This is a genomic window from Pseudomonas sp. PSPC2-3, assembly GCF_049898265.1.
GTDB classification, from domain to species: Bacteria; Pseudomonadota; Gammaproteobacteria; order Pseudomonadales; family Pseudomonadaceae; genus Aquipseudomonas; species Aquipseudomonas veronii.
The window spans coordinates 110,014-135,506 of the sequence record NZ_JAFCXJ010000001.1 but is presented as its reverse complement, the minus strand read 5'-3'; the positions used below and the strand labels follow the sequence as shown (position 1 = coordinate 135,506).

The window sequence follows — 25,493 nt, the reverse complement described above, 5'->3', positions numbered from 1 at the left end:
TCGGCAATTCCCCTGTCGTTTTTGCACCCGGTCCGCTCGGCCCCTCGGCATATGCTGGCCCCAAAGCGCCGGCAGACGATTCGGCGCACGAATCGCCAATAAGGGGACGCCTGATGAGCCCAGCGCAATTACACGCCGACAGCATCGTTATCGACGGGCTGATCATTGCCAAGTGGAACCGCGAGCTGTTCGAGGACATGCGCAAAGGCGGCCTGACCGCCGCCAACTGCACCGTGTCGGTGTGGGAAGGGTTCCAGGCGACGATCAATAACATCGTCGCCAGCCAGACCCTGATCCGCGAGAACAGCGACCTGGTGATCCCGGTGAAAACCACCGCCGACATCCGCAAGGCCAAGGAACAGGGCAAGACCGGCATCATCTTCGGCTTCCAGAACGCCCACGCGTTTGAAGACCAGCTCGGCTACGTCGAGATCTTCAAGCAGCTCGGCGTCGGTGTGGTGCAGATGTGCTACAACACCCAGAACCTGGTCGGCACCGGTTGCTACGAACGCGACGGCGGGCTGTCGGGCTTCGGTCGCGAGATCGTCGGCGAGATGAACCGCGTCGGCATCATGTGCGACCTGTCCCACGTCGGCTCCAAGACCAGCGAAGAAGTCATCCTCGAATCGAAAAAACCGGTGTGCTACTCCCACTGCCTGCCCTCCGGGCTCAAGGAACACCCGCGCAACAAGTCCGATGAAGAGCTGAAGTTCATCGCCGACCACGGCGGCTTTGTCGGCGTGACCATGTTCGCGCCGTTCCTGGCCAAGGGTATCGATTCGACCATCGACGACTACGCCGAAGCCATCGAGTACACCATGAACATCGTCGGCGAAGACGCCATCGGCATCGGCACCGACTTCACCCAGGGTCATGGCCAGGATTTCTTCGAAATGCTGACCCATGACAAGGGCTACGCCCGCCGCCTGACCAGCTTCGGCAAGATCATCAACCCGCTGGGCATCCGCACCGTGGGCGAGTTCCCCAACCTCACCGAGACCCTGCTCAAGCGCGGCCACAGCGAACGCGTGGTGCGCAAGATCATGGGCGAGAACTGGGTCAACGTCTTGAAGGACGTGTGGGGCGAATAAGCCAAACACCCACGGGCAACACCACTACGAATTTTCTGGAGTTAAGTTTCCATGGCCAAGATCGCCCCGCAATTGCCTATCGAAGTCGACAGCGAAACCGGTGTCTGGACCTCCGACGCCCTGCCGATGCTGTACGTACCGCGTCATTTCTTCGTCAACAATCACATGGGCATCGAAGAGGTACTCGGTGCCGAGGCCTACGCCGCGATCCTCTACAAGGCCGGCTACAAATCCGCCTGGCACTGGTGTGAAAAAGAAGCCGAATGCCATGGCCTTGAAGGCGTGGCGGTGTTCGAGCACTACATGAAGCGCCTGTCGCAACGCGGCTGGGGCCTGTTCAAGATCCAGGACATCGACCTCGACAAAGGCACCGCCAGCGTCAAGCTCGAACACTCGGCGTTCGTCTACGTGTACGGCAAGGTCGGGCGCAAGGTCGACTACATGTTCACCGGCTGGTTTGCCGGGGCCATGGACCAGATCCTGCAAGCGCGCGGCAGCACTATTCGCACCGTGGCCGAACAAGTCTACGGCGGCTCCGAAGAGGGCCATGACGACGGCCTGTTCACCGTCAAGCCGTTGTAAGTCGAGGAACCCTGCCATGGCTTTCGAAGCAATGTTCGCGCCGATCCAGATCGGCAAACTGACCATCCGCAACCGCGTGCTCAGTACCGCCCACGCCGAGGTGTATGCCACCGACGGCGGCATGACCACCGACCGCTATGTGAAGTACTACGAAGAGAAAGCCAAGGGCGGGATCGGCCTGGCCATCTGCGGCGGGTCTTCCAGCGTGGCCATCGACAGCCCCCAGGGCTGGTGGAAATCGGTGAACCTGGCCGATGACCGGATCATCCCGCACTTCCAGAACCTGGCCGATGCCATGCACAAGCATGGCGCCAAGATCATGATCCAGATTACCCACATGGGCCGCCGCTCGCGCTGGGACGGCGAGCATTGGCCGACCCTGCTGTCGCCCTCGGGCATCCGCGAGCCGGTACACCGTGCGACCTGCAAGACCATCGAGCCGGAAGAGATCTGGCGCGTGATCGGCAACTACGCCAGCGCGGCAGCGCGGGCGAAAGCCGGTGGCCTGGATGGCGTGGAGCTGTCGGCGGTGCATCAGCACATGATCGACCAGTTCTGGAGCCCGCGGGTCAACAAGCGCACCGACGAATGGGGCGGCAGCTTTGAAAACCGCATGCGTTTCGGCCTGGAAGTGCTCAAGGCGGTGCGGGCTGAAGTCGGCCCGGATTTCTGCGTCGGCATCCGCCTGTGCGGCGATGAGTTCCACCCGGACGGCTTGTCCCACGAGGACATGAAGCAGATCGCCAAGTATTACGACGACACCGGCATGCTCGATTTTATCGGTGTGGTCGGCTCGGGTTGCGATACCCACAACACCCTGGCCAACGTCATCCCGAACATGAGTTATCCACCGGAGCCGTTCCTGCATCTGGCGGCCGGGATCAAGGAAGTGGTCAAGGCCCCGGTGCTGCATGCGCAGAACATCAAGGACCCGAACCAGGCCACGCGCATCCTCGAAGGCGGCTATGTGGACATGGTCGGCATGACCCGCGCCCACATCGCCGACCCGCACCTGATCGCCAAGATCAAGATGGGCCAGATCGACCAGATCAAACAGTGCGTCGGCGCCAACTATTGCATCGACCGCCAGTACCAGGGCCTGGATGTGCTGTGCATCCAGAACGCCGCGACCTCCCGTGAATACATGGGCGTGCCGCACATCATCGACAAATCCACCGGGCCCAAGCGCAAGGTGGTGGTGGTCGGCGCCGGGCCAGCGGGGATGGAGGCTGCGCGCGTCGCCGCCGAGCGTGGCCACGACGTGACCCTGTTCGAGAAAAAAGCCTTTATCGGCGGGCAAATCACTACCGCCTCCAAAGCCCCGCAGCGCGACCAGATCGCCGGGATCACCCGTTGGTTCCAGCTGGAACTGGCGCGGTTGAACGTCGACCTGCGCCTGGGCGTGGCGGCGGACGCGGCGGCCATCCTCGACCTGCGCCCGGATGTGGTGGTGCTGGCGGTGGGCGGGCATCCGTTCCTGGAGCAGAACGAACACTGGGGCGCGGCCGAAGGCCTGGTGGTCAGCAGTTGGGACGTGCTCGACGGCAAAGTCGCGCCGGGCAAGAACGTGCTGGTCTACGACACCATCTGCGAATTCACCGGCATGTCGGTGGCCGATTTCCTCGCGGACAAGGGCAGCCAGGTCGAGATCGTCACCGACGACATCAAGCCCGGCGTGGCCATCGGCGGTACGTCGTTCCCGACCTACTACCGCAGCATGTACCCCAAGGAAGTGATCATGACCGGCGACATGATGCTGGAAAAGGTCTACCGCGAAGGCGACAAGCTGGTGGCGGTGTTGGAGAACGAATACACCGGCGCCAAAGAGGAGCGGGTGGTCGATCAAGTGGTGGTGGAAAACGGCGTGCGTCCCGATGAGGAGATCTACTACGCCCTCAAGCCCGGCTCGCGCAACAAGGGGCAGATGGACATCGAAGCGCTGTTCGCGATCAAGCCGCAACCGTGCCTGAGCGAAGCGGGCGAGGGCTACTTGCTGTTCCGTATCGGTGACTGTGTGGCGCAGCGCAATACCCACGCCGCGATCTATGACGCCCTGCGCTTGTGCAAGGATTTCTGACCCGACACCGAACCAATGTGTACTCGGTCTGAAAATGTGGGAGGGGGGCTTGCCCCCGATGGCGGTGGGTCAGCTACAGCTGTATCAACTGACAGTCCGCCATCGGGAGCAAGCTCCCTCCCACATTCAGACCCGGTTTCACAGTAGATCCGTGTGGTCTGTGGGAGCTCACCATGTTGAATACTCTTCTTCCGATTCTGCTGTTCGCGGCGCTGGGCCTTGCTGTTCTGGGCGCACTGCGGCGGGCAGCCATGTGGCGCCGTGGGCGGGCGTCGAAGGTCGACTTGATCAAAGGCCTGCTGGCCATGCCCAAGCGCTACATGGTCGACCTGCACCACGTGGTCGCCCGCGACAAATACATCGCCAACACCCACGTCGCTACGGCGCTGGGTTTTGTGCTGTCGGCGCTGCTGGCGGTCCTGGTGCATGGTTTCGGCCTGCATAACCGCATCCTCGGCGTTGCCTTGCTGCTGGCGTCGGTGCTGATGTTTGTCGGCGCCACGTTTGTCTATCTGCGCCGGCGCAATCCGCCGTCGCGCCTGTCGAAAGGCCCGTGGATGCGCCTGCCGAAAAGCCTGATGGCGTTTTCTGTGAGCTTCTTCCTGGTAACGCTGCCGGTGGCCGGGGTGCTGCCCGCCGACTTCGGCGGCTGGTTGCTGGCCGCGTTGTTGAGCGTGGGTGTGCTGTGGGGCGTGTCGGAAATGTTCTTCGGCATGACCTGGGGCGGGCCGATGAAGCACGCCTTCGCCGGTGCCTTGCACCTGGCCTGGCACCGCCGCGCCGAGCGCTTCGGCGGGGGCCGTTCCACCGGTTTGAAACCGTTGGACCTGAACGATAAAAGCGCGCCCCTGGGCGTGGAAAAACCCAAAGACTTCACCTGGAACCAACTGCTCGGCTTCGACGCCTGCGTGCAGTGCGGCAAATGCGAAGCGGCGTGCCCGGCGTTCGCCGCCGGCCAGCCGCTGAACCCGAAAAAGCTGATTCAGGACATGGTGGTCGGCCTGGCCGGCGGCACCGATGCCAAGTTCGCCGGCAGCGCTTATCCTGGAAAACCGATCGGTGAACACCGCGGCAACCCGCACCAACCGATCGTCAACGGCCTGGTGGACGCCGACACGTTGTGGTCCTGCACCACCTGCCGCGCCTGTGTGGAAGAGTGCCCGATGATGATCGAGCACGTGGACGCCATCGTCGACATGCGCCGCCACCTCACCCTGGAAAAAGGCGCCACGCCGAACAAGGGCGCCGAAGTCCTCGAAAACCTGATCGCCACCGACAACCCCGGCGGCTTCGCACCGGGCGGCCGGCTGAACTGGGCGGCGGATCTGAACCTGCCGTTGCTCAGCGAAAAAGGTCGCTGCGAGGTGCTGTTCTGGGTCGGCGACGGTGCCTTCGACATGCGCAACCAGCGCACCCTGCGCGCCTTCGTCAAAGTGCTGAAAGCGGCCAAGGTCGACTTTGCCGTGCTCGGCCTGGAAGAGCGCGACAGCGGCGACGTCGCCCGCCGTTTGGGCGATGAAGCGACCTTCCAACTGCTGGCCACGCGCAATATCCAGACCTTGGCCAAGTACAACTTCACGCGCATCGTCACCTGCGACCCGCACAGTTTCCATGTGCTGAAAAACGAATACGGCGCCTTCAACGGTGACTATGTCGTACAGCACCACAGCACCTTCATGGCCGAGCTGATCGGCGACGGCGCGCTGAACCTGGGCCAGCACAAAGGCAGCAGCGTGACCTATCACGACCCGTGCTACCTGGGCCGCTACAACGGCGAATACGAGGCGCCGCGCCAGGTGCTGCGCGCGTTGGGGATCGAGGTCAAGGAGATGCAACGCTCGGGCTACCGTTCACGCTGCTGCGGTGGCGGTGGCGGCGCACCGATCACCGACATTCCGGGCAAGCAACGCATCCCCGATATGCGGATGGACGACATCCGCACAACCGGCGCCGAACTGGTGGCCGTGGGCTGCCCGCAATGCACCGCGATGCTCGAAGGCGTGGTCGAACCGCGCCCACTGATCAAGGACATCGCCGAGTTGGTGGCCGATGCCTTGCTCGACGAGCCGGCGCCGGCCAAAGCCCCGATCACGCGTGAACCCGCGGAGGTACACTGATGAGCGACATTATCCGCCGCGACCCACGCGCCGAATGGATCGCCCGTAACCGCCTGCACCCGCTGCATGCGGCGATGCAGCCGGTGCAACACAGTTGGATGGGACCCAACGGCGTCATCCGCAAGAACGTCCATGGTGTCGGTTTTATCGGCCCCAACGGCATCAAGCGCATCGACCGCAGCGGTGCCCAGCAGGGCGGGGCGGCCAAGCGCACGGCGGCGGTGGCGGTGCAGTTGCCGCTGCATCAGGTGGCGGCGCCCGCGTTCTACATCAACGTGGTGCCGGACATGGTCGGCGGCCGCCTGAGCAGCCACGACCGTGACCTGCTCGGCCTGGCCCGGCAACTCGCCGGCAGCGACGGTGCGGTGCTGGCCGTGGTGTTTGGCGAACACAAGGAAAACGCATTTGCCACGGCCGGCGTCGACCGCTTGCTGGTGCTCGAAGGCCATGCCTTCGACGGTTATTCACCGGAGCAACGCGTGCAGGGCCTGCGGGCTGTGGATAACCAGTTCAGCCCGCGCCATTGGTTGCTGCCGGACAGCCGCAGCGGTGGCGGCGAACTCGGTCGGCGTTTTGCCGCCAGCCTCAACGAGCGCCCGGCCACGCGGGTCTGGCAGATCCAGGGCGAGCAGTGCATCGGCCGTGCCGGTGCCGGTCAGCAAGACGTGGCCCGGCCGTTGCCGCGCCTGATCCTGGCGGCTGCCGAGTGCGCCGATCCGGTCAGCGACACTCGGCATGAAGTGCTGCCCGTGGAGTTATCCACAGCCCTGGCGCGCAGCCTGCCGCGTATCGAAGACCTCGGCGCGGTGGCGGTGGACCCGGCGGCGATTCCGATGGCTGAAGCCGAGTTTATTTTCTCCGGCGGCAACGGCGTGAAGGACTGGGCGCTGTTCCACCAGACCGCCGCCGCCCTGGGCGCTACCGAAGGCGCCTCGCGCGTCGCGGTGGACGATGGCTTCATGGCCCGCGATCGCCAGGTCGGCGCCAGCGGCACCTGGGTCACGGCGCGGGTGTATGTGGCCGTCGGTATCTCCGGGGCGATCCAGCACCTGCAAGGCATCGGCGCCTGCGACAAGGTGGTGGCGATCAACCTCGACCCCGGCTGCGACATGATCAAGCGTGCCGACCTCTCGGTGATCGGCGACAGCGCCGCGATTCTGCAAGCCTTGATCGCCGCGGTCGAGGCCTACCGCCACGGCGCCAAGCGCGATGCGGCTTAAGCAAAGGATAAGGGCATGAACACGCAGGTAATCAGTTTGGTCTCCATCGGCGCCCACCCCACCTCCGGGCGACCGCGCCGCGCCGAGCAGGATGCGCGCGCGGTCGAGTTGGGCCTGCAAATGGCTGGGGATAAGTTGCAGGTGCTGCATGCCGGCGACATCGCCGAACCCACGCTGCGCAGCTACCTGGGCATGGGGCTGGCGCAGTTGCATGTGCTCGAACAACCGCCTGGCGCCGATGCTTTGCCGGTGCTCAGTGAGTATCTGCGCGACGCCGGTGCCCAGGTGGTGCTCACCGGTAGCCAGGCCGAAACCGGCGAAGGTTCGGGGATGTTGCCGTTCCTGCTCGCCGAACACCTCGGCTGGCCGCTGATTGTCGGGCTGGCGCAGGTGGAGTCCATCGAGAGCGGCGTGGCCCTGGTGCTGCAAGCCTTGCCCCGTGGGCAGCGGCGGCGCTTGAAGGTGCGCCTGCCGTTTCTGGCCACGGTGGATAACGCCGCACCCAAGCCTCGGCAGAGCGCCTATGGCCCGGCGCAACGCGGCGAACTGGCGGCCCACGAGGTCGAGGTTGAAGCGGACGAGTTATTCACAGGCGCCGTGCTGCAACCGGCCAAGCCACGACCCAAGCGGCTCAAGGTGATCAAGGCCAAGAGCGGTGCGGACCGGATGAAGGCGGCCACGGCCAAGGCCAGTGGCGGCGGCGGGCAGGTACTCAAGGGCGTGAGCGCCGAAGAGGGCGCCCAGGCGATTCTCAAGTTGCTGGTTGAGGAAGGCGTGGTTCGCTGAGCCGCAACGGGGAGAATGGCTTACCCACAATCCCTGTTGACCCGTCTGTGGATAACCTGTTCGCGGTTGTCCACACCCCCTGTAAATCAAGCCCTGCAGCCCTCCGTACAAAAAACGACCAGGCTAACCCTCGGTTTTTCCTTGGGTTTCTGTGTGATCACAGCGATTACCCCGCGCAGAGTTTCCCCCAAAGTCTGTTGGCGCTTCTGTGGATAAGATGTTCGCTTACCGCTGCAGCCCTTATAAATAAAGGCTTACGCTAGGCTGATCGAAATTTGATCAATTGCGCGCATTTGCCCGCTGAAACGCGTGGATAGCCCGGTTTATGAAGGTTTGAAGGGGTTTTCCACAGCCGCGTCAAAGTTGCCCCCAAAGTCTGTTGGTGCTTCTGTGGATAAGGTGTTCGCGTACCGCTACAGGGCACGGTTCATATGGCTTACACGGAGTTGTTCAAAAATTGATCAGTGGCGCCTTAAAACGGCCAAGTCGAATAAGTCACGGATTTTCTTGATTTAATTTCGGCGGGCAGGCGCACTTGCGCACAATTGCTGTGGGTGGCTCTGTGGATAAGTTGTTGGGCAAAGGCTGGAGGGCAGGCGGCGAGAGGGGTTCAGTGTGCTTGAACAAATTTTGATCAGTGCGCAACCCAATGTAGGAGCGAGCAAGCCCGCTCCCACAGGGATGGTTACTGGGCGGCCACGCCTTTGAGGTAGGGCGCCGGCGCCGCGCCGAGGTTGCTCAGCATGCGCTCGCTGTACCAGTCGATGAAGTTCACCACGCCGAACTCATAGGTCTTGGAGTAGGGGCCCGGCTGGTAGGCGGTGGAGTTGATCCCGCGCTGGTTTTCTTCGGCCAGGCGACGGTCCTGGTCGTTGGTGGCGTCCCATACCTGGCGCATGCGCTCCACGTCGTAGTCCACGCCTTCGACCGCGTCCTTGTGGACCAGCCACTTGGTGGTGACCATGGTTTCCTGGGCGCTGATCGGCCACACGGTGAACACGATCACATGGTCGCCCATGCAGTGGTTCCACGAGTGCGGCAGGTGCAGGATACGCATCGAGCCCAGGTCCGGGTTCTTGATGCGGCCCATCAACTTCTTGCAGCCCTGTTTGCCGTCCAGGGTCATCGACACGGTGCCTTTGAGCAGCGGCATACGCACGATGCGGTTGCGCAGGCCGAAGCTGGCGTGGGCGTAAGGGATTTTTTCGGCTTCCCAGGCCGCGGCGCTGGCGGCCACGTGGTCCTTGAAGGCCTGGTCGGCGCGCGGGTCGGTGACGTCGTCCCACTCGAGCAGGGTTTTCAACAGCTCGGGGTGCGAGGCGTTGCAGTGGTAGCACTCGCGGTTGTTTTCCAGCACCAGTTTCCAGTTGGCCTTTTCCATCAAGGTGGTTTGCACCGCCACCTTGGTGTTTTCCATGTCGTAGGGTTCCATGTAGTGGTTCAGGGTCGACAGGAAGTCATCGATGGCCGGCGGGTTCTGCGCCAGGCTGATGAAGATGTAGCCGCCGGCGGTCTTCACGTTGATCGGCTTGAGGCCGTACTGCTTCATGTCGAAGTCGGCGCCCATCTCGGTGCCGGCGAACAGCAGGCGGCCGTCCAGTTCGTAGGTCCACTGGTGGTACGGGCAGACCAGCTTGGCGACCTTGCCTTTGTCGCTGGTACACAAGCGCGAACCGCGGTGGCGGCAGACGTTGTGGAACGCATGCACCACGCCATCGGCGCCACGGATCACGATGATCGGGTTCTTGCCCACTTGCAGGGTCAGGAAGTTGCCCTTGGTGGGGATCTCGCAGGTCATGCCGGCGATCAACCATTCTTTCTGGAAGATCTCCTGCATATCGATATCAAACAACCGCTCATCAGAGTAGAACGGCTGTGGCAGCGAGAACGTGCGTTCGCGCTCTTGCAGCATCTGCGCGGTGGCCTTGCGTGCGGGTTCCAGCGGATCGCCCAAGCTTAAGGTTGCGGTGACGTCCATCGTGTGTGTCCTCATGGCCATTCTGTGTGGCCGGCGAAAGTGGCTACGGTTAGTGCAGTGCAAGGCGTAAAGAAAGTGTCGTTGTTGGCAGCGAGTGTGCGGCCGCCGTTGCGGTGAACCTTATCCATGGGCGACATGGCCCAATCTGTTCCCGACGCGCAACCCCCTGTCGTTGGGGGCTGGTCGCGATAAGTATGTGAATGTCGCAGATAGGTAAATGGGTGGTTCTCGCGTTACGCAGAATCGCCACCATAAGGCCGAGCCTCGGCGGTGGAGAACAGCATGTCCAGTAACTTCCTGAATCCGGTAACCACCCAGACCTGGGCCAATGGTCGGCACATTGTCCGTTGCGTCAAAGTCATCCAGGAAACCTGGGACGTTCGCACCTTCTGCTTCATGGCCGACCAGCCGATCCTGTTCTTTTTCAAGCCGGGGCAGTTCGTCACCCTGGAGCTGGAAATCGACGGCCAGCCGATCATGCGTTCCTACACCATCTCCAGCTCGCCGTCGGTGCCTTACAGCTTCTCGGTGACGATCAAGCGCGTGCCGGGCGGCAAGGTCTCCAACTGGCTGCACGACACCCTGCACGAGGGCCAGGAGCTGGCGGTCCACGGGCCGGTCGGGCTGTTCAATGCCATCGACTTCCCAAGCCCCAAGGTGCTGTACCTCAGCGGCGGCGTCGGGATTACCCCGGTGATGTCCATGGCGCGCTGGTTCTACGACACCAACGCCAACGTCGACATGACGTTTATCCACAGCGCGCGCTCGCCCAAAGACATCATCTACCACCGCGAACTGGAGCACATGGCCTCGCGGATCGACAACTTCAGCCTGCACCTGATCTGCGAGAAGCACGGCCTGGGCGAGCCCTGGGCCGGGTATCGCGGTTACCTGAACCACAAGATGCTCGAATTGATGGTGCCGGACTTCCTGGAGCGCGAAGTGTTCTGCTGCGGCCCCACGCCGTACATGACCGCAGTGAAGCGCCTGCTGGAAGCCGCCGGTTTCGACATGACGCGTTATCACGAAGAGTCCTTCGGCGCGACGCCAGCGGAAGCCCGCGCCGATGCGGTGGAACAGGCCGAACAAGCCGCCGATGCGCCGGAAATCGACCTGGCGGACCTGCATCAGGTCGAGTTCATCACCTCGGGCAAGAGCATCCGCGTGGCGCCGGGCGAAACCGTCCACGCCGCTGCGGCCAAGCTCGGCCTGCTGATTCCCAAGGCCTGCGGCATGGGGATTTGCGGCACATGCAAGGTGCTCAAGCTGGGCGGCGAGGTCGAGATGGACCACAACGGCGGGATTACCGAGGAAGACGAAGCCGAGGGCTACATCCTGTCGTGCTGCAGCGTGCCGAAGGGCGACGTGCGGATTGAGTTCTGACGCTCAGTACAGCCCAGGCCGACGATCCCGGTGAACGTGGTTGTGCTCGCTGATTGACTTGTTCCTGGCCTGCGCCAAGGGCAAGTCAGCCACCAATTGTTGTTCCGTCGGGTGGGCGCTTGCTCCGGCCAGCGGGTAGCCATCGGCGTCGACGATGACCGAGCCGCCCACCCAGTTGACGCCACGTTCTTCGCCATGGCGGTCGCACGCCGCGATGAACATGCGGTTGACCGCCGCATTGGCCTGGACTCGCACGATCTCTGCCGGCCGCTCACCCACGGGGCGCGGGCCGTCCGGCCAGTTCACCGGGGTGCAGAGCAAGTCGGCTTGCGCCAGCGCGGCCAGGCGTACCCACTCGGGCAGCTCCAGGTCGTAGCAGATCATCATGCCGATCCGCCCGACGGCGGTGTCGACCACCGGTGGCGGCGCATCACCGGCGGTGAAGATCAGCTTTTCACGGTCCCACAGATGCGCCTTGCGATACACCGTCAGCCTACCGTCGGGCTCAATCAACGCGGCGCTGTTGGCAACTCGGCCGGCACTCAGACGCTCGCAGAAGCCGGCGACGACGATCAAGCCCAACTCGATAGCCAGGGCTTTCCACAGACACAGCGTCGGGCCGTCGAGCGGTTCCGACACCGCTCTGGCTTCTGCCAGGTCATTGAACGCGTAGCCGCTTTGCATGAGTTCGGGCAGCACCACCACATGGGCGCCCAGGGCGGCGGCGCTGCGGATCGCCGTTTCACTCAGACGACGGTTGTAGTCGGTGTCGCCCAGGTGCGGTTCCAATTGATGACAGACAACGCGTACCGGTGTCATGACTCTTCGCCTTCAAACAGGCGGTCGCTGGCTTCAATTGCGCGTTGCTCGGCGGTCAGGTCACGTGTACATGACAGCAGGCAGTAGGCGATTGCAGAAACTGCCAGGCCGACCACGAATGCAATATCGGCCCCGTCCAAAGCCGTCGCGATGGGCCCTTGGTAAAACCCCAGGGAGATGAACGGTGTCATCGCCCCCAGGCCGAGGAAATAGGAAACAAGCCCGGCACCCGACCAGCGGCCGTAGATCCCGTCCGGGTTGAAGATGTCGCTGATTGCGTATTGCCCCTTGCGGACAACATAGAAGTCCGCGAGGTTGACGGCGGTCCACGGCACCAGGAAATACAGCATCAGCAAGACGAAGGTATTGAAACTCTCCAGGTAGCTCTGCGGGATACTCAAGGCGATGGCGAAAATCACCCCGCCCACCAGGCTGATCCCCACGATGCGCCCTTTGATGCCCGGTTTGATCGACACGAAGCCGTCAATCGCGCTGATACCGGTCAGCATGGCGCCGTAACAGTTGACCGCCATGATGCCAACCAGCGCGGGTACTGCGATCAACACGGTAAAGGTGCCAAACCCTGGAAGCAGTTGGTTGCCCACCGCCTGCACGCTGCCGATGGCGTCGGGTGAGGGCAGCGCCGAGGCGAGAAACGCCCCCAGCGACATCAGCCACAGTGCCGAACTGGCAGCCCCCAGGTACGTCCAGGTGATGACCCTGCGCGACGGCGTGTCATGGGGCAGGTAGCGCGAGTAGTCCGAGACATAGACGGCGTAGCTGATCTGGTAACCGGCAGCGGCTGAAAGCTGGATCAGAAAGGCCGACCAGGAAAAATGCGCGTCGACCACCGCCGCGTCGGCCTGCAGGTTCATCACGGCAGCGACCGTGAGGACCGCGAACACACTGATCATCACGTAGGTCAGCCAGCGTTGCACGGTGTGCAGGAGGTTGTGGCCGATCACGGCAATCACCACGGCCAGGAGGATCATCAAGGCGTACCACGGTGCGCGGTTGCCGGGCAGCACGGTATTGATGGCGTCGGTCGCCAGGATCACGTTGAACACGTTAAAGCCGATATACACGAACACCACTGCGATAAAGGGCACGATTGCCCCGCGCAGGCCGAACTGTGCCCGCGACTGGATCATCTGCGGCAAACCCATGCGCGGCCCCTGGTTGGCGTGGAACGCCATGGCGAACGTGCCCAGGCACACGCCGATGACAATCGCCAGGATCGCATACACCAGGCTCAGCCCCAAGGCTGCGCCGGTAAACCCGGTGACCAGGGTGGTCAGTACGAAGTTACCGGTGAACCAGAACGGTGCCTGATGCCAGACCTTGCCGTGGCGCTCATTACGCGGCACGTAGTCAATGGAGCGGGTTTCGATTTTCAGTGTGGTGGATGGCGGAGCAGCCGAACGGTTGGGGGGCGTGTTCATAGGCATCACGGTCTGTTTTTATTAAGTGAGACTATGAAGAGTCTTGTAACTAAAAAGATTATTGAATCGGCATTTGCAAATAATCACTTCACGAATTTCTGAACTGATTGCCTGAAGCCTTCTGAAGCAAGGCTTGTATTACGCATTGGCTTTTTATTTCCAAGTGATATAGAGCCATTTCCTACAATTATCTACGCTGAGCAGCACATACGTCGTATTCGCCCTTCGCATTGAAGCAGTAGGTGGACGTCCTGATTACATACCAAGGACGATTGCCATGTCTGCTATCCCCTCCCGCAGTAAAGGCGCAGCGCGCTTGCTTGCCAAGAATGTCACTGCACTTGTTCCGGACTTTCCTTTTCATTACGCCCGGTTTCTTGAAACGGCTGACAGTTTAGGCACGCCGTTGGCGCAGGTATCCCGCCAGGCCTATGGCAAGCAGGTCTTGATCGTCGGCGCCGGCGTCGCTGGAATGGTCGCGGCCTATGAAGCCATGCGTATGGGGTTGCACCCGGTGGTGGTGGAGGCCAGTGACCGCATCGGTGGGCGACTGTATTCCTATGTGGCGGGTGATCCGCAAGATCCTGCTAACTGTGTTATCTGCGAAAAGGGTGCCATGCGCTTTCCTGTTTCAGGCAAAGCGTTGATGCACTATTTCAATAAAGTTGGCATGACGGCCAATTCGACAGACTTTCCCAACCCGGGGTCGCCTTTTACTCCCAGCACGGTCGTCGACTATCAGCAAAAACAGGTCTATTACGAAGGCGATAATCTGCCGTTTGAATACGCCGAGATCGAGCGCAAGCTATTCGAAGTGTTTCTTGAACAGGACCCGATCAAGTTCACGGAGATGGAAACCGCAATGTCCGAGGACAGCCTTGATCCGGTCAAGATCAAAGCCTTGTGGAACGCCATTCTTGATGCGGGTTGGGACAACCTGAGTTTTTTTGCCGCGATGGTCGAGCAGGCGGGGTGGAGTCGCGAAGATATCGATCTGTTCGGCCAGATCGGCTTCGGCACGGGCGGCTGGAACACCGATTACCCGAACTGTTTCCTGGAAGTGCTGCGGGTGCTGTATACCGGGCTGGATACCAACCACAAGCTGATGTATGACGGCTCCAGCGAGCTGCCGGGCCGGCTTTGGAGGCGCGCCCCGGATACCTTCGGCGACACCATGGTCCATTGGCCTGCGGGGACCACCGTCGAAGGCCTGACCACCCAGGTCATCTCTCAGCCTTTGAACCAGGAAGTGCGACAGATCGTGCGTCGGTCGGATGGCGAGTTCGATGTGTGGGTGTTTGATCGCACTCTGGGAAGCGAGCACTCATACACCTTTCCTGCCGTGGTCTATACCCCTCACAAACGGATCCTCGACAAATTCCGTTATATGGATGGCGCTGCCCGCTTTAACCAGATGAATGACCTGCTATCCCCCAAGGAATGGGAAGCGGTGATGTACACCCATTACATGCAGTCAGCCAAAATTTTCGCGCAAACCAAACGGCCGTTCTGGACCGATGTGGGGACTGATTTGCAATACAGGATGAGCGTGACGTTGTCGGAACGAATCACCCGTGGCACCTACCTGCTGGACTATGCTCAGAGCCAGGGACCTTACAAAGGCTGTGGCCTGTTTTTGTCCTACACCTGGAATGATGACGCCCTCAAATTCCTCGGTGATCGTGGTGCGCCGCTACCGTCCCACGTGCAGTTATGCACGACCCTGCTGGATAGCGTGTATGCCCCACATCAGTTGAATCTGGCCGCGGAGTTCGGCATGACCAACCCCTTTGTCGAAATCAACTGGGAGGAGCAGCCGTTTTTCCTGTGCGCGTTCAAAATGAACCTGCCGGGGCAGTACGAGTACCAGCGCTTGCTGTTTTCGCAGTTCATGAACGGAGTGTCGGTTTTGAACCCCGATGGGTTCATTCTCGCGGGTGACGACGTTTCGTGGACGGGTGGCTGGGCGGAAGGGGCGGTGACGACGGCCTTGAACGCCGTGAATAAACTGGCGGTGAAATTCAACGGTGGGACCCTTCTCACGAACCGCGGCCCCATTGATGAATGGCAAGCGCTTCAGCCGAAGGCCTTGTAAGCCCGCCAGTTACCGCCGGCCCGCGTCGCAGGTCATGACCTGCGACGTGGGCCGTCGTTTCAGGCCCCCATCACTTCGCGAATATCCGCCGCCAGCTCGCGCACGCGTTCTTCCTCGGTGTCCCACGCACACATGAAGCGCGCGCCGCCTTTGCCGATGAAGGTGTAGAAGCGCCAGCCCTTGGCCGTCAGCGCGGCGATCGCCGGTTCCGAGAGTTGCAGGAACACGCCGTTGGCCTGCACCGGGAACATCAATTCCACGCCGGGAATATCCGCCACCAGGCTGCTCAACAACTGCGCGCAGTGGTTGGCGTGGCGCGCGTGTTTGAGCCAGGCGTCGTTTTCCAGCAGGCCCACCCACGGCGCAGAGAGGAAGCGCATCTTCGACGCGAGCTGGCCGGCCTGTTTGCAGCGGTAGTCGAAGTCTTCGGCCAGTGCGCGGTTGAAGAACAGAATCGCTTCGCCCACGGCCATGCCGTTTTTCGTGCCGCCGAAGCACAACACATCCACCCCGGCTTTCCAGGTCAGGTCGGCCGGCGAACAGCCGAGGAACGCGCAGGCGTTGGCGAAGCGCGCGCCGTCCATGTGCAGGTTCAGGCCGAGCTCTTTGCAGGTGGCGCTGATGGCGCGGATTTCGTCCGGGGTGTACACGCTGCCGACTTCAGTGGCCTGGGTCAGCGTCACCACGCGGGGTTTGGGGTAATGGATGTCCTGGCGCTTGAGGGCGATCTCGCGGATCGATTCCGGGGTCAGCTTGCCGTTTTCGGTGCGCGCGGTGAGCAGCTTGGAACCGTTGGAGAAAAACTCCGGGGCGCCGCATTCGTCGGTCTCGACGTGGGCGGTTTCCGAGCAGATCACGCTATGGTAGCTCTGGCACAGCGACGACAGCGCCAGGGAGTTGGCGGCGGTGCCGTTGAAGGCGAAGAACACTTCGCAGTCGGTCTCGAACAGGTTGCGGAAACCGTCGGCGGCGCGGTGGGTCCATTCGTCATCGCCATAGGCGCGCTGATGGCCGTGGTTGGCTTGTTCCATGGCGGCCCAGGCTTCCGGGCAGATGCCGGAATAGTTATCGCTGGCGAATTGTTGGCTCTTGTCGGTCATGGCCCATTCCTGTGGTCGATGTTGGTGCACACTTTAACCAAGATTGTCTGGGGTGCACACGCACTGTAAATGCAAAGTCACTGGGGAATTATGCACGCTACTGAAACGATTCCTGTCGGACGTGTCCGCGATGGCGCCTTGGATTTGCTCAAGTGGCTGGCGCTGCTGAGCATGGTGCTGGACCACTTGCGTTATGTCGGGTTGAGCCTGGATGGCCTGTATGTGCCGGGGCGCCTGGCGTTCCCGTGGTTTTGCCTGGCGATTGCGGCGAATGTGCATCGGGTGCGAGACGCGCCGGTGAGCGGCCGCTGGCGTTACCTGGGCTGGTTGCTGTTGTTCAGCCTGATCAGTGAAGTGCCGTACCGGCTGTTCATCGAAGATGCCGATACGTTGAATGTGTTGCCCACCTTGGCGTTGGGCCTGCTGGTTGCCCGAGGATGGCAGCAGAAGGCGCTGGTTGATCGAGGATCGGCGCTGATTGCCCTGGCGATAGGCGCTGTGTTTTCCACGCAGCTGATGTTCGGTTTCTTCGGTGTATTGCTGCCGTGGGCGATGGTGTTGGTGTTTCGTCGGCCATGGTATTTCAGCGTATTTCCGGGGCTGCTGTGTGTGGCAGCCAATCAATGGCAGATTCTGCTCGATAGCGGCACGCCGGTGGCGTGGATGGGGTTGGCGGCATGCCTGATCGCGCCATTGGCCGGCCTGGTCCTGTTGCGACATGTCAAAAACGCCACGCCGCCGGCCATGCGCCGCTGGGCGTATGCCCTCTATCCTGTGCATTTCCTGCTGCTGCTACTCGTCCGTCAAATCATCGCCTAACCAGTGTGGGAGGGGCGGTGCGACGGTTCGACTTGCCCCCGATAGCGGTGGATCAGCTTGCACATGCCGTGGCTGACACACCGCTATCGGGGGCAAGCCCCCTCCCACATTTGTTCTGCGTTGTTCCAGCAATGTCGTAAACGCACCTTTGCGTGGCGTCCGTAGGCATTTGACCTGCCGGCGCCAGCCCTACCATCGCATCAAAGGGCCCTGCACGGGCCTTAACAATACGAAAGGCTGGGAGAGACGCGATGTTCAGCAAACAAGACCAGATCCAGGGTTATGACGATGCACTGCTCGCGGCGATGAATGCCGAGGAGCAGCGGCAGGAAGATCATATCGAGCTGATCGCGTCGGAGAACTACACCAGCAAGCGCGTGATGCAAGCCCAGGGCAGCGGCCTGACCAACAAGTACGCCGAAGGCTACCCGGGCAAGCGCTACTACGGTGGTTGCGAGCATGTGGACAAGGTCGAAGCCCTGGCCATCGAGCGCGCCAAGCAGTTGTTCGGCGCCGACTACGCCAACGTGCAGCCGCATTCCGGCTCATCCGCCAACAGCGCGGTGTACCTGGCGCTGTTGAACGCCGGTGACACCATCCTCGGCATGAGCCTGGCCCACGGCGGCCACCTGACCCACGGCGCCAAAGTGTCGTCCTCGGGCAAGCTGTACAACGCGGTGCAATACGGCATCAACACCGACACCGGGCTGATCGACTACGACGAAGTCGAGCGCCTGGCCGTGGAGCACCAGCCGAAGATGGTGGTGGCCGGTTTCTCCGCCTACTCCAAGACCCTGGATTTCCCACGCTTCCGTCAGATCGCCGACAAGGTCGGTGCGCTGCTGTTCGTCGACATGGCCCACGTCGCCGGCCTGGTGGCCGCCGGTCTGTACCCGAACCCGCTGCCTTACGCCGACGTGGTCACCACCACCACCCACAAGACCCTGCGCGGTCCGCGTGGCGGCCTGATTCTGGCGCGTGCCAACGAAACGATCGAAAAGAAACTCAACGCCGCTGTATTCCCTGGCGCCCAGGGCGGCCCGCTGATGCACGTCATCGCCGGCAAGGCGGTGTGCTTCAAGGAAGCCCAGGAGCCTGGCTTCAAGGCCTATCAGCAGCAAGTGATCGACAACGCCCAGGCCATGGCCGGCGTGTTTATCAAACGCGGCTACGATGTAGTGTCCGGCGGCACCGATAACCATCTGTTCCTGGTCAGCCTGATTCGCCAGGGCCTCACCGGTAAAGACGCGGACGCCGCCCTCGGTCGCGCCCACATCACCGTCAACAAGAACGCCGTGCCGAATGACCCACAGTCGCCGTTCGTGACGTCGGGCCTGCGTATCGGCACGCCGGCGGTGACCACGCGCGGTTTCAAGGTGCCGCAATGCATCGAGCTGGCCGGCTGGATCTGCGACATCCTCGACAACCTCGGCGACGCCGATGTCGAGGCCGACGTGGCCAAGCGCGTGTCGGCCCTGTGCGCTGATTTCCCGGTTTATCGCTGAGCGCGGTTTTGGAGTAATGACTATGCAACGCTACTCGGGCTTCGGCCTCTTCAAGCACTCACTCAGCCACCACGAAAACTGGCAGAAGATGTGGCGCACGCCGACCCCTAAAAAGGTGTACGACGTGGTCATCGTCGGCGGTGGCGGGCATGGTCTGGCGACCGCCTACTACCTGGCCAAGGAGCACGGCATCACCAATGTGGCCGTGGTCGAAAAGGGCTGGCTGGGCGGCGGTAACACCGCGCGCAACACCACCATCGTGCGTTCCAACTATCTGTGGGACGAGTCGGCGCACCTGTACGAACACGCGATGAAACTGTGGGAAGGCCTGTCCCAGGACCTGAACTACAACGTGATGTTCTCCCAGCGCGGCGTCTACAACCTGTGCCACACCCTGCAGGACATCCGCGATTCCGAACGTCGCGTCAGCGCCAACCGCCTCAACGGCGTGGACGGCGAACTGCTCAACGCCAAACAGGTTGCGGACGAGATTCCGTACCTGGATTGCTCGAAGAACACCCGCTACCCGGTGGTGGGCGCCACCGTGCAACGGCGCGGCGGCGTGGCCCGTCACGATGCCGTGGCCTGGGGCTTTGCCCGCGCCGCCGACGCCCTCGGAGTGGATTTGATCCAGCAGACCGAAGTGATCGGCTTTCGCAAGGAAAACGGCGTGTGCATCGGCGTCGAAACCAACAAAGGCTTTATCGGCGCCAAGCGCGTCGGTGTAGTCACGGCCGGTAACTCCGGGCACATGGCTTCGCTCGCCGGTTTCCGCCTGCCGATCGAATCGCACCCGCTGCAAGCACTGGTGTCGGAGCCGATCAAGCCGATTATCGACAGCGTGATCATGTCCAACGCCGTACACGGTTACATCAGCCAGTCCGACAAGGGCGACCTGGTGATCGGCGCCGGTATCGACGGCTACAACGGCTACGGCCAGCGCGGTTCGTACCCGGTGATCGAACACACCATCCAGGCCATCGTCGAGATGTTCCCGGTGCTCTCGCGCGTGCGTATGAACCGCCAGTGGGGCGGCATCGTCGACACCACGCCGGACGCCTGCCCGATCATCTCCAAGACCCCGGTGCCGAACATGTTCTTCAACTGCGGTTGGGGCACCGGCGGTTTCAAGGCCACTCCCGGTTCAGGCAACGTGTTTGCCGCGAGCCTGGCCAAGGGTGAAATGCACCCGCTGGCCGCACCTTTCTCCATCGACCGTTTCCACAACGGTGCGTTGATCGACGAACACGGCGCTGCGGCCGTCGCCCACTAACAGGAGAAATTCCCTATGTTGCATATCTTCTGTCCTCACTGTGGCGAACTGCGCTCCGAAGAGGAATTCCATGCCTCCGGCCAAGCGCACATCCCACGCCCGCTGGACCCCAACGCCTGCACCGATGAAGAGTGGGGCGACTACATGTTCTTCCGCGACAACCCCCGGGGCCTGCACCACGAGCTGTGGATTCACGCCGCCGGTTGCCGTCAGTACTTCAACGCGACCCGCGACACGCTGACCTACGAAATTCTTGAAACCTACAAAATCGGCACCAAGCCGCAATTCACCGCCAAGGCTGCTGGAGCGAAGGTATGAGCCAGATCAATCGCCTGTCCAACGGTGGCCGGATCGACCGTAACAAAGTCCTGACCTTCAGCTTCAACGGCCAGACCTACAAAGGCTTCGAAGGCGACACTCTGGCCGCCGCGCTGCTGGCCAACGGTGTCGACATCATCGGCCGCAGCTTCAAGTACTCGCGCCCACGCGGCATCTTTGCTGCCGGTGCCGAAGAGCCGAACGCGGTGCTGCAGATCGGCGCCACCGAAGCCACCCAGATTCCCAACGTGCGCGCCACGCAACAGGCGTTGTACCAGGGCCTCGTCGCCACCAGCACCAACGGCTGGCCGAGCGTGAACAACGACGTGATGGGTATTCTCGGCAAAGTCGGCGGCAAGCTGATGCCACCGGGTTTCTACTACAAAACCTTCATGTACCCGCAGTCGTTCTGGATGACCTACGAGAAGTACATCCGCAAGGCTGCAGGTTTAGGCCGCTCGCCGACCGAGAACGACCCGGACACCTACGACAACTTCAACCGGCATTGCGACGTGCTGGTGGTCGGTGCCGGCCCGGCCGGTCTGGCCGCTGCACTGGCCGCTGCGCGCAGCGGCGCCCGCGTGATCATCGCCGATGAGCAGGAAGAGTTCGGCGGCTCGTTGCTCGATTCGCGCGAAAGCCTCGACGGCAAGCCGGCCACCGAGTGGGTCGCCAGCGTCATCGCCGAACTCAAAGCCCTGCCGGATGTGGTGCTGCTGCCCCGCGCCACCGTCAACGGTTACCACGACCATAACTTCCTGACCATTCACGAGCGTCTCACCGATCACCTCGGCGACCGTGCGCCGATCGGCCAGGTGCGCCAGCGTATCCACCGTGTGCGTGCCAAGCGCGTGGTGCTGGCGACCGGTGCGTGCGAGCGTCCGCTGGTGTACGGCAACAACGACGTGCCGGGCAATATGCTCGCCGGTGCAGTCTCGACTTACGTGCGCCGTTACGGCGTGGCGCCGGGCAAGAAACTGGTGCTGTCGACCAACAACGACCACGCCTACCGCGTCGCCCTGGACTGGTTGGAAGCCGGCCTGAAAGTGGTGGCCGTGGCCGATGCCCGCCATAACCCACGCGGCGCGCTGGTGGAAGAAGCCCGCGCCAAAGGCATTCGTATCCTCACCGGCAGCGCCGTGATCGAAGCCCGTGGCAGCAAGCATGTGAGCGGCGCCCGTGTTGCCGCCATCGATGTCAAAGCGCATACCGTCACCAGCCCCGGCGAGTGGCTGGACTGCGACCTGGTGGCCAGCTCCGGCGGCTACAGCCCGGTGGTCCACCTGGCCTCGCACCTGGGCGGCAAACCGACCTGGCGCGAAGACATCCTCGGTTTTGTACCGGGTGAAGCACCGCAAAAGCGCGTGTGCGTTGGCGGTATCAACGGCGTCTACGGCCTGGGCGATTCCCTGGCGGACGGTTTTGAAGGGGGCGTGCGCGCCGCCAGCGAAGCCGGTTTTAGCCCGGTGGAAGGCACGCTGCCCAAAGCCTTGAACCGCTTGGAAGAGCCGACGCTGGCGCTGTTCCAGGTGCCTCACGAGAAAGCCACTGCACGGGCGCCCAAGCAATTCGTCGACCTGCAGAACGACGTCACCGCGGCCGCCATCGAACTGGCGACCCGCGAAGGTTTCGAGTCGGTGGAACACGTCAAGCGCTATACCGCGCTGGGCTTCGGCACCGACCAGGGCAAGCTGGGTAACGTCAACGGCCTGGCCATTGCGGCGCGTTCGCTGAACGTGACCATCCCGCAGATGGGCACCACCATGTTCCGCCCCAACTACACGCCGGTGACCTTCGGCGCGGTTGCGGGGCGGCACTGTGGGCACATCTTCGAGCCCGTTCGCTACACCGCGCTGCACGCCTGGCATGTGAAGAATGGCGCCGAGTTTGAAGACGTCGGCCAGTGGAAACGCCCGTGGTACTTCCCGCGCAACGGTGAAGACCTGCACGCGGCGGTCAAGCGCGAATGCCTGGCGGTGCGCGACAGCGTCGGCCTGCTGGATGCGTCGACCCTCGGCAAGATCGACATCCAGGGCCCGGATGCCCGCGAGTTCCTCAACCGCATCTACAGCAACGCCTGGACCAAGCTCGACGTGGGCAAGGCGCGCTACGGCCTGATGTGCAAAGAAGACGGCATGGTCTTCGACGACGGCGTGACCGCTTGCCTGGCCGACAACCACTTCCTGATGACCACCACCACCGGCGGCGCGGCCCGTGTGCTGCAATGGCTGGAAATCTACCAACAGACCGAATGGCCGGACCTCAAGGTCTACTTCACCTCGGTCACCGACCACTGGGCGACCATGACCCTGTCGGGCCCCAACAGCCGCAAGCTGCTGGCCGAAGTCACCGACATCGACCTGGACAAGGACGGCTTCCCGTTCATGACCTGGAAAGAAGGCCTGGTCGGCGGCGTACCGGCGCGGGTGTTCCGCATCTCGTTCACCGGCGAGCTGTCGTATGAAGTCAACGTGCAGGCCGACTACGCTATGGGCGTGCTGGAGCAAATCGTCGAGGCCGGCAAAAAGTACAACCTGACCCCGTATGGCACCGAAACCATGCACGTCCTGCGGGCCGAGAAGGGCTTCATCATCGTCGGCCAGGACACCGACGGCTCGATGACCCCGGACGACCTGAACATGGGCTGGTGCGTCGGCCGTACCAAGCCGTTCTCGTGGATCGGCTGGCGCGGCATGAACCGCGAAGACTGCGTGCGCGAAGATCGCAAGCAATTGGTCGGCCTCAAGCCGATCGATCCAGCGGTGTGGCTGCCGGAAGGCGCGCAACTGGTGTTCGACGCCAAGCAGACGATCCCGATGAAGATGGTCGGCCACGTCACCTCCAGCTACGCGCATAACTCCCTCGGTTATTCGTTTGCGCTGGCGGTGGTCAAGGGCGGCTTGAAGCGCATCGGCGAGCGGGTGTTTTCGCCGCAAGCGGATGGCAGCGTGATCGAGGCGGAGATTGTGTCCTCGGTGTTCTTTGATCCGAAAGGCGATCGCCAGAACATCTGATAGACCGAGGCGCGGCCATCGGGAGACAGGGGAATGCATTCCAAATGTGGGAGGGGGCTTGCCCCCGATGACGCCAGTAGCCACACAACAGAATTCAGCAAAGGTGCTCTATGACAGCAGCCAACGTATACCAACAACGCCCCACCACCGGGGCCAAGGCCGAGTCGTCGCTGCACCATGCCGACCTCGCCAGCCTGATCGGCAAGGGCCGCAAGAATGCCGGCGTGACCGTGCGTGAAAAGAAACTGCTCGGCCACCTGACTATTCGCGGCGACGGCCATGACGCCGCCTTCGCCGCTGGCGTCCACAAGGCCCTGGGCATCGAACTGCCCGGCGCGCTGACGGTGATTGTCAACGGCGACACCAGCCTGCAATGGCTCGGCCCGGACGAGTGGCTGCTGGTGGTGCCGAGCGGTGAAGAATTCGCCGCCGAACAAAACCTGCGTGCCGCCCTGGGCGATCTGCATATCCAGATCGTCAATGTCAGCGGCGGCCAACAGATCCTCGAACTGCGCGGCCCGAACGTGCGCGACGTGCTGATGAAGTCCACCAGCTACGACGTACACCCCAACAACTTCCCGGTGGGCAAGGCGGTGGGCACGGTGTTCGCCAAGTCGCAACTGGTGATCCGCCATACCGCCGAAGACACCTGGGAGCTGGTGATTCGTCGCAGCTTCTCGGATTACTGGTGGTTGTGGTTGCAGGATGCCTCGGCCGAATTCGGCCTGAGCGTTCAAGCCTGATATGACCCCCACCCCCCTCACCCGCCACCCTGTAGGAGCGAGCTTGCTCGCGAAAACCTCAAGGGCACTGCGGTCATCCAGGATGCCCGCGTTATCGTTGACGATTTTCGCGAGCAAGCTCGCTCCTACAGGGGTGGGTGAGGCCGGGCTTTGCTTGAGGAGTGACCTGTCATGAGCCGCGCACCCGATACATGGATTTTGACCGCCGACTGCCCCAGCGTGCTCGGCACGGTGGACGCGGTCACCCGCTACCTGTTCGAGCAGGGTTGCTACGTCACCGAGCACCACTCGTTCGATGACCGGCTGTCAGGGCGCTTTTTTATCCGCGTGGAGTTTCGTCAGCCGGAGGGTTTCGATGAGCAAGCGTTCCGCGATGGCCTGGCCGCGCGCGGGGAAGCCTTTGGCATGGTCTTCGAACTGACGGCGCCGAACTATCGGCCCAAAGTGGTGATCATGGTGTCCAAGGCCGATCACTGCCTGAACGACTTGCTGTACCGCCAGCGTATTGGCCAACTGTCGATGGACGTGGTCGCGGTGGTGTCCAACCACCCCGATCTGAAACCGTTGGCCGACTGGCACCAGATTCCCTACTACCACTTCGCCCTCGACCCCAACGACAAACCGTCCCAGGAACGTCAGGTGTGGCAAGTGATTGAAGACACCGGCGCGGAACTGGTGATCCTTGCGCGCTACATGCAAGTGCTGTCGCCGGAGCTGTGCCGCAAGCTGGATGGCAAGGCGATCAATATCCACCACTCGTTGTTGCCGGGGTTCAAGGGCGCCAAGCCGTATCACCAGGCGTACAACAAGGGCGTGAAGCTGGTCGGCGCGACGGCGCACTACATCAACAACGACCTGGATGAAGGCCCGATCATCGCCCAGGGTGTGGAGGTGGTGGATCACAGCCACTACCCCGAGGATCTGATTGCCAAGGGGCGCGATATCGAAGGGCTGACCCTGGCCCGGGCGGTGGGGTATCACATTGAACGGCGGGTGTTTTTGAATGCCAATAGAACGGTGGTGCTCTGACTGACGCCATCGGGGGCAAGCCCCCTCCCACAGTTGAATGTGTTCACAAATCAAAATGTGGGAGGGGGCTTGCCCCCGATGAGGCCCTAACAAACAACACAA

Annotated in this window: 19 protein-coding genes; 15 read left to right on the top strand and 4 right to left on the bottom strand. The window is 62.3% G+C overall.

The window, feature by feature from the left end:
* The first annotated feature begins 113 nt into the window (after positions 1-113).
* The 6 genes from ACP7E3_RS00600 (at position 114) to ACP7E3_RS00575 (ending at position 7,873) form a co-directional block, all read left to right on the top strand.
* Positions 114-1,091 carry a dipeptidase gene (locus ACP7E3_RS00600; RefSeq protein WP_017849539.1) on the top strand — a complete coding sequence of 326 codons (978 nt, stop codon included), beginning with the start codon at positions 114-116 and terminating at the stop codon, positions 1,089-1,091.
* Positions 1,092-1,142: 51 nt separating this feature from the next.
* Positions 1,143-1,673, top strand: coding sequence for a DUF5943 domain-containing protein (locus tag ACP7E3_RS00595; RefSeq protein WP_017849540.1), 531 nt, complete (start codon positions 1,143-1,145; stop codon positions 1,671-1,673).
* Between the two features lie 16 nt (positions 1,674-1,689).
* Entirely contained in the window at positions 1,690-3,750 is a 2,061-nt protein-coding gene (gene dgcA / locus ACP7E3_RS00590) for a dimethylglycine demethylation protein DgcA (protein WP_046381808.1), read from the top strand.
* Positions 3,751-3,923: 173 nt separating this feature from the next.
* A complete protein-coding gene (dgcB, locus tag ACP7E3_RS00585) occupies positions 3,924-5,867 on the top strand; it encodes a dimethylglycine demethylation protein DgcB (RefSeq protein WP_046381809.1) in 1,944 nt (647 codons plus the stop codon).
* Positions 5,867-7,087: an electron transfer flavoprotein subunit alpha/FixB family protein gene (locus ACP7E3_RS00580; RefSeq protein ID WP_046487912.1), complete on the top strand. Its 1,221-nt coding sequence runs from the start codon at positions 5,867-5,869 to the stop codon at positions 7,085-7,087. Before dgcB ends, ACP7E3_RS00580 begins: the two co-directional genes overlap by 1 nt.
* Positions 7,088-7,102: 15 nt before the next feature.
* Complete coding sequence (locus ACP7E3_RS00575; RefSeq protein ID WP_046381811.1) at positions 7,103-7,873, top strand: electron transfer flavoprotein subunit beta; 771 nt, start codon at positions 7,103-7,105, stop codon at positions 7,871-7,873.
* A gap of 685 nt (positions 7,874-8,558) precedes the next feature.
* Here the strand turns inward: ACP7E3_RS00575 and gbcA are convergent.
* The gene (gbcA, locus tag ACP7E3_RS00570; RefSeq protein ID WP_017847882.1) at positions 8,559-9,851 is read right to left on the bottom strand and encodes a glycine-betaine demethylase subunit GbcA; all 1,293 of its coding nucleotides are present in this window, start codon (positions 9,849-9,851) and stop codon (positions 8,559-8,561) included.
* Positions 9,852-10,133: 282 nt separating this feature from the next.
* Here gbcA and gbcB point away from each other — a divergent pair, with 282 nt between their 5' ends.
* Entirely contained in the window at positions 10,134-11,234 is a 1,101-nt protein-coding gene (gbcB, locus tag ACP7E3_RS00565) for a glycine-betaine demethylase subunit GbcB (RefSeq protein ID WP_017847881.1), read from the top strand.
* Between the two features lie 3 nt (positions 11,235-11,237).
* Here gbcB and ACP7E3_RS00560 read toward each other — a convergent pair whose 3' ends face one another.
* On the bottom strand, positions 11,238-12,053 hold the full coding sequence (locus tag ACP7E3_RS00560) for a nitrilase-related carbon-nitrogen hydrolase (RefSeq protein WP_046381812.1): 816 nt from the start codon (positions 12,051-12,053) through the stop codon (positions 11,238-11,240).
* A complete protein-coding gene (locus tag ACP7E3_RS00555) occupies positions 12,050-13,495 on the bottom strand; it encodes a purine-cytosine permease family protein (RefSeq protein WP_426122108.1) in 1,446 nt (481 codons plus the stop codon). Before ACP7E3_RS00555 ends, ACP7E3_RS00560 begins: the two co-directional genes overlap by 4 nt.
* Positions 13,496-13,772: 277 nt before the next feature.
* On the opposite strand from ACP7E3_RS00555, the gene ACP7E3_RS00550 reads away from it, so the two are divergent.
* Positions 13,773-15,590, top strand: a complete 1,818-nt coding sequence (locus tag ACP7E3_RS00550) for a flavin monoamine oxidase family protein (protein ID WP_261755669.1) — start codon at positions 13,773-13,775, stop codon at positions 15,588-15,590.
* Positions 15,591-15,649: 59 nt separating this feature from the next.
* Here ACP7E3_RS00550 and ACP7E3_RS00545 read toward each other — a convergent pair whose 3' ends face one another.
* Positions 15,650-16,690, bottom strand: coding sequence for a threonine aldolase family protein (locus tag ACP7E3_RS00545; RefSeq protein ID WP_017847880.1), 1,041 nt, complete (start codon positions 16,688-16,690; stop codon positions 15,650-15,652).
* A 90-nt stretch (positions 16,691-16,780) separates the two neighbouring features.
* Between ACP7E3_RS00545 and ACP7E3_RS00540 the strand changes: the two genes are divergently transcribed.
* The 7 genes from ACP7E3_RS00540 to purU all read left to right on the top strand — a co-directional run bounded on the left by ACP7E3_RS00540 (position 16,781) and on the right by purU (position 25,391).
* Positions 16,781-17,509 carry a TraX family protein gene (locus ACP7E3_RS00540; protein WP_426122107.1) on the top strand — a complete coding sequence of 243 codons (729 nt, stop codon included), beginning with the start codon at positions 16,781-16,783 and terminating at the stop codon, positions 17,507-17,509.
* Positions 17,510-17,760: 251 nt separating this feature from the next.
* Positions 17,761-19,014, top strand: coding sequence for a serine hydroxymethyltransferase (gene glyA / locus ACP7E3_RS00535; RefSeq protein ID WP_017847878.1), 1,254 nt, complete (start codon positions 17,761-17,763; stop codon positions 19,012-19,014).
* Between the two features lie 22 nt (positions 19,015-19,036).
* Positions 19,037-20,287 carry a sarcosine oxidase subunit beta gene (locus ACP7E3_RS00530; protein ID WP_426122106.1) on the top strand — a complete coding sequence of 417 codons (1,251 nt, stop codon included), beginning with the start codon at positions 19,037-19,039 and terminating at the stop codon, positions 20,285-20,287.
* Between the two features lie 15 nt (positions 20,288-20,302).
* Positions 20,303-20,605: a sarcosine oxidase subunit delta gene (locus ACP7E3_RS00525; RefSeq protein WP_017847877.1), complete on the top strand. Its 303-nt coding sequence runs from the start codon at positions 20,303-20,305 to the stop codon at positions 20,603-20,605.
* A complete protein-coding gene (locus ACP7E3_RS00520) occupies positions 20,602-23,619 on the top strand; it encodes a sarcosine oxidase subunit alpha (RefSeq protein ID WP_046381816.1) in 3,018 nt (1,005 codons plus the stop codon). The genes ACP7E3_RS00525 and ACP7E3_RS00520 overlap by 4 nt, the downstream gene beginning before the upstream one ends.
* Before the next feature lie 110 nt (positions 23,620-23,729).
* Positions 23,730-24,362, top strand: a complete 633-nt coding sequence (locus ACP7E3_RS00515; protein ID WP_046381817.1) for a sarcosine oxidase subunit gamma — start codon at positions 23,730-23,732, stop codon at positions 24,360-24,362.
* A 171-nt stretch (positions 24,363-24,533) separates the two neighbouring features.
* A complete protein-coding gene (purU, locus tag ACP7E3_RS00510; RefSeq protein ID WP_017847874.1) occupies positions 24,534-25,391 on the top strand; it encodes a formyltetrahydrofolate deformylase in 858 nt (285 codons plus the stop codon).
* The last annotated feature ends 102 nt before the right edge of the window (positions 25,392-25,493 follow it).